Below are 4,843 nucleotides of genomic sequence, written 5' to 3'. Positions count from 1 at the left end.
GGATGGGTCGAAAAGAGAGCGCGCATACCGCCACCGCGCAGCGGGTTGACAATGAACATGTGGGCGGTTGCCTCGTTCACCTTCTGCATCGGCGCCTGACTGTTTGCCATTTCGAGCTTGCGCAAGGCATTGGCGAGATACATCGGATTACCACACATTCTCGCACCACCCTGGTCGGCGAGATACTCGCGCGAACGGGAGATCGCCATCTGCACCAGCATGGCCGCGATCGGAGCCAGAATCATGGTTGCGATCATGGCCAGCGGATTACTGTCCTCATCATCGCGACCGCCAAAGATCATGGCCCACTGGGCCATGTGGGCGAGATAGGAAATGGCACCGGCCACCGTAGCGGCGATCGAGCCGATCAGGATGTCGCGGTGCCGGACATGGCTCAGCTCGTGAGCCATGACTCCCATCAACTCCTCGCGGGAAAGGATTCGCATCAGGCCATCGGTTGCGGCAACTACAGCGTGCTGCGGATTGCGTCCGGTGGCAAAGGCATTCGGTGTCTCCTGCGGCAGAGTATAAACCTTCGGCATGGTCATATTATTGCGCTGGCAGAGCTCGGCGACCACGTCATAGAGCACGCCGCTGTTGACTTCCTGGCCACGGTACATCTTGACAACGATCTTGTCGGAGAACCAGTAGCTGCCGAGGTTCATCACTCCGGCAAAGATCAGGGCGATCAACGCCCCGCTCTGGCCGCCGAGGGCGCCGCCGGCAAAAACCAGGACCAGGGTCAATACTGTCATCAGAAGAACGGTTCTTACGGTGTTCATTATTAATCCTTCAATTTAATGATTATTTGACCGGCTCATCCGGCCTTGTTATCAATCTAATCTGCAGTTTGCGAAAATCAAGATGTCGGCAGGATGAATTCATCAAGGACATTTTCGACTTCATCCATGATGATATTGGTATTGAAGCAGGGCCCGTTCGGGCGATGGTTCAATACCCCGATAACCGGCAACGGGTAAGAATCACGGATACCGGAGGTCAGATCGCGCTCGCAGGCGACCGCGAGGATGAACTTCGGACGGCGCTCGACAATAATCTTGCGCGCCAGGGTGCCGCCGGTGGCAACGGCAATATCGATGCCGCGCTTGCCGGCCGCCTCGGACAGTCCGGAGATGTCGCATTTGCCGCACTGCACACAGCGCCCGACGTCGCCGGTGATCTTGATATCGCAATCGAACAGCTGAATACAGTGCGGCAGCAGGATCAGGGCCTTTTCGGGCGGAACCCGGAGCCTCTTGGCCCTGACCAGCTGGTTATTGAGGGCAATAAATGATTGCTGTAAGGTGTCCCTGTCGATTCCGACGACCCGACCGATCGAAATGAGTCCCGGGAACAGGTAGCGGATAACCAGCTTGCGCAGGCGCTGTGACAGGAAGAGATCACGGCCGGTCAACAGGGTCAGCACCAGCATGCCGAGGCCGCCAACGATAAAGAAAGCGAGTAGCGCCAGGATGGTTCCGGAAATGATCGGAAGAACCGGATGAATATTGACCAGGCCGACACTCGGAACCCACCAGAGCAACAAGGCGAGCCCCAGAACAACACCGCAGACGGCGGTCAGAAGCCCGATAAAAATCCGCTTGCGTGGTGCGGCGATCCCGGTGTCTGTCAGTGGGGATTCGGTCATGACCTATTCCAGTATTTGACCTTTTTCGAGCTGGCAGCCACGCAGAAAATCAGCCGCCGACAGCATTTTTTTGCCCGGCAGCTGCAATGCGCCGATCCGGATCACGCCGTCGCAGCAGGCGACGTCGACCCCATCGGCGCTGGCAGCAACAACGGTCCCGGCGTCACCGGCCCCATCGACAACCTGCGTTTGCGCTATTTTCAGCACCTCTCCGTCGAGCCGGGTAAAGGCTCCCGGCCACGGGGCCAGACCCCGGACCCGATCATGAACTTCTTGCGCCGAAAGCGACCAGTCGATCCGGCCGTCTTCCTTTTTCATCATCGGAGCGTAACTGCTTTCATCATCATTCTGCTGTTGCGGCGAGAGCGTGCCGTCAAGAACCTGCTGCAGGGTTTCAAGCATGGTTTCACGGCCAAGGAGGGCCAGCCGATCATGCAGTTCACCGGCGGTTTCGTCCGGTCCAATTTCAAGTGATTTCCTGACCAGCATATCGCCGGTGTCAAGGCCGGCATCCATCAGCATGGTGGTTATTCCGGTCACTTTCTCACCATCTATAATCGCCTTGTTGATCGGAGCGGCTCCGCGGAACTTCGGCAGTAGCGAAGCGTGAACATTGATACAACCGAAACGGGGAATATCGAGAACACTCTGCGGCAGGATCTGGCCATAGGCGACGACGACAATCAAATCGGGATCAAGCTGCTGCAGCTCGGCGACGGCTTCAGGGTCGCGCAGTTTCTGCGGCTGAAAAACCGGGATACCGTGCCTGAGGGCCAACTCCTTGACCGGCGGCGGCGTCATCTTCCGGCCGCGCCCCTTCGGTCGATCCGGCTGCGTGTAAACGCCAACCAGGTCAACCCCGGCTCCGAGCAGGCCTTCCAGGGTTCCGACGGCAAACTCGGGAGTCCCCATGAAAACGGTTTTCAGGTCGGATGCGGTCACAACTGCTCCTCCAGCTGCTCAAGGATTTTCTGATACTTCTTCTTGAACATCCCCTTTTTCAGAGATGACAGGTGGTCAACGAACAAAACTCCGTCGAGATGATCGATTTCATGCTGAAAAGCGATAGCGAGCAGACCGTCTGTTTCCATAGCAACGACTTCGTTGTTCATGTTGGTGAAGCGGACCTTGACCGCGGCTTTCCGTTTAACCCTGGCGTAATACGCCGGCACCGACAGGCACCCTTCCTCTTCGAAGCATTCGCCTTCAGCAGCGACAATTTCCGGATTCACCGCCTTGATCAGGTTCGGCGGTTCGTCTTTGGCCGCGCAGTCGAGTACGATCAGCCTTTCCGATACACCGATCTGTGGTGCTGCCAGACCGACGCCGGGAGCAGCATACATGGTCTCGGCCATATCCTCGGCCAGCTTTCTGACCTCGTCGGTAACTTGATCAATCGGCTCGGCCCTGGTGCTCAGAACCGGATCGGGATAATGCAATATTCTCAGTATGGACATGGCTCCTCTCACCTGTAATTGCTGACTGTTGTTATAAACTTTAATGATACGTGTTGCCAAAGCCGAAAGTCAACCGAATCAGTGCAAAAGCTTTTACCCCGTAGAGACCAAGTCACGAAGAAAATCAGATCCTTAAAATCTAGTCTTAACGGAGAGTCGCAAAGACGCAGAGAAGGACAAAATAGCTGGTCTTTCCCTTCCTGGGTTCTGAAGATTCGGCTAACTTTTGCTCTCCGACTCTCCGTTAAAAGCCTTCGCCTTCATTGATGACTTTCGTGTCTTCATAACATAAGTTTTTTATAAAAAAGGGACGCCAAGCGGCATCCCTTTTTGTTCTATCCATCTGACTTAAACCGTTATGGCTTCCAGATCTTCAACAGCGCCTCGGCCATTTCGGCCGGGCTGTCGGCAACCGAAACGCCGCATTCAGCCAGAAAAGTTTTCTTACTCGCCGCATCCCCCTTGCCGCCGGAGATGATCGCACCGGCATGTCCCATCCGCTTGCCGGCAGGCGCCGTGGCACCGGCGATAAAGGCTGCGACCGGCTTGCTCATGTGGTCACGCACGTACTCGGCCGCCTGCTCTTCGGCATCACCGCCGATTTCACCGATCATGATCACCGCTTCGGTTTCGGGGTCGGCTTCGAACATCTCAAGTACATCGAGGTGGCTGGTGCCGTTGACCGGGTCACCGCCGATGCCGACACAGGTCGTCTGGCCAATATCGCGGGTGGTCAGCTGCCAGACCGCTTCGTAGGTCAGGGTGCCGGAACGGGAAACGACTCCGACCGGGCCCTTCTTGTGAATATAGCCCGGCATGATGCCGATCTTGCACTCTTCCGGGGTGATAACTCCGGGACAGTTCGGACCGATCAGGCGGCAACTCTTCCCTTCCATGTACTTGTTGACTTTAACCATGTCGAGAACCGGCACCCCTTCGGTAATACAGATGACCAGTTCGATACCGGCGTCGACCGCCTCGAGAATAGCATCGGCCGAGCCGACCGGCGGTACATAGATAACCGAAGCGTTGGCTCCGGTCTCGTTCACCGCATCTTCAACCGTATTGAACACCGGGAAACCCTCGATGCTGGTACCGCCCTTGCCGGGGGTGACACCACCGACCATCTGGGTACCATAATCACGGGCGCCCTGAGCATGAAAGAGGCCGGTCGCACCGGTAATCCCCTGGGTAATGACCTTGGTATTTTTATCGATCAATATACTCATCGTTTTCTCCTCAACCCTTGACCGCTTTGACGATCTTCTCAGCCGCGTCAGCCATGCCGTCAGCACTGACAATATTCAGACCTGAATCGGCAAGCAACTTCTTGCCGAGGTCAACATTCGTTCCTTCCAGCCGGACGACCAGCGGCACCTCGACACCAACCTGCTTGGCCGCTTCGATAACCCCGGTGGCGATGACATCGCACTTCATGATGCCGCCGAAGATGTTGACCAGGATCCCTTCGACCTTTTCGTCGGAAAGAATAATCTTGAAGGCTTCAGTCACCCGTTCAATGGTCGCGCCGCCACCGACGTCGAGAAAGTTGGCCGGGTCGCCGCCATAGTGCTTGATAATATCCATGGTCGCCATCGCCAGGCCGGCGCCGTTGACCATGCAGCCGATATTGCCATCGAGGGCAATATAGGAGAGATCGTACTGCGACGCCTCGATCTCCATCGGATCCTCTTCATCGTAATCGCGCAGATCACGGATGCGGATATGACGGAACAGG

Annotated in this window: 6 protein-coding genes; all 6 read right to left on the bottom strand. The window is 56.5% G+C overall.

Annotated elements, in window-relative coordinates:
* A partial coding sequence (locus C0623_04625; GenBank protein ID PLY01985.1) for a protease HtpX occupies nucleotides 1–782 on the bottom strand: 782 nt, incomplete at its 3' end.
* Between the two features lie 77 nt (nucleotides 783–859).
* Nucleotides 860–1,648, bottom strand: a complete 789-nt coding sequence (locus tag C0623_04620) for a hypothetical protein (protein PLY01984.1) — start codon at nucleotides 1,646–1,648, stop codon at nucleotides 860–862.
* A 3-nt stretch (nucleotides 1,649–1,651) separates the two neighbouring features.
* Nucleotides 1,652–2,560: a methionyl-tRNA formyltransferase gene (locus C0623_04615; GenBank protein ID PLY01986.1), complete on the bottom strand. Its 909-nt coding sequence runs from the start codon at nucleotides 2,558–2,560 to the stop codon at nucleotides 1,652–1,654.
* A gap of 26 nt (nucleotides 2,561–2,586) precedes the next feature.
* Nucleotides 2,587–3,105: a peptide deformylase gene (gene def / locus C0623_04610; GenBank protein ID PLY01983.1), complete on the bottom strand. Its 519-nt coding sequence runs from the start codon at nucleotides 3,103–3,105 to the stop codon at nucleotides 2,587–2,589.
* Between the two features lie 356 nt (nucleotides 3,106–3,461).
* Nucleotides 3,462–4,334, bottom strand: coding sequence for a succinate--CoA ligase subunit alpha (locus C0623_04605; protein PLY01982.1), 873 nt, complete (start codon nucleotides 4,332–4,334; stop codon nucleotides 3,462–3,464).
* Nucleotides 4,335–4,344: 10 nt separating this feature from the next.
* The coding region (gene sucC / locus C0623_04600; GenBank protein ID PLY01981.1) for a succinate--CoA ligase subunit beta at nucleotides 4,345–4,843 on the bottom strand (499 nt) is incomplete at its 5' end.

The sequence above is a fragment of the Desulfuromonas sp. genome, assembly GCA_002869615.1.
GTDB lineage: Bacteria > Desulfobacterota > Desulfuromonadia > Desulfuromonadales > UBA2294 > BM707.
The sequence above is the reverse complement of the archived record's forward strand: the minus strand, read 5'-3'. Positions and strand labels throughout refer to the sequence as shown.

Excerpts from the sequence above, each read along its gene's own strand:
- def (PLY01983.1), bottom strand. The coding sequence starts at position 3,105 with ATGTCCATACTGAGAATATTGCATTATCCCGATCCGGTTCTGAGCACC.
- C0623_04620 (PLY01984.1), bottom strand. The coding sequence starts at position 1,648 with ATGACCGAATCCCCACTGACAGACACCGGGATCGCCGCACCACGCAAG.
- C0623_04615 (PLY01986.1), bottom strand. The coding sequence starts at position 2,560 with ATGGGGACTCCCGAGTTTGCCGTCGGAACCCTGGAAGGCCTGCTCGGA.
- C0623_04605 (PLY01982.1), bottom strand. The coding sequence starts at position 4,334 with ATGAGTATATTGATCGATAAAAATACCAAGGTCATTACCCAGGGGATT.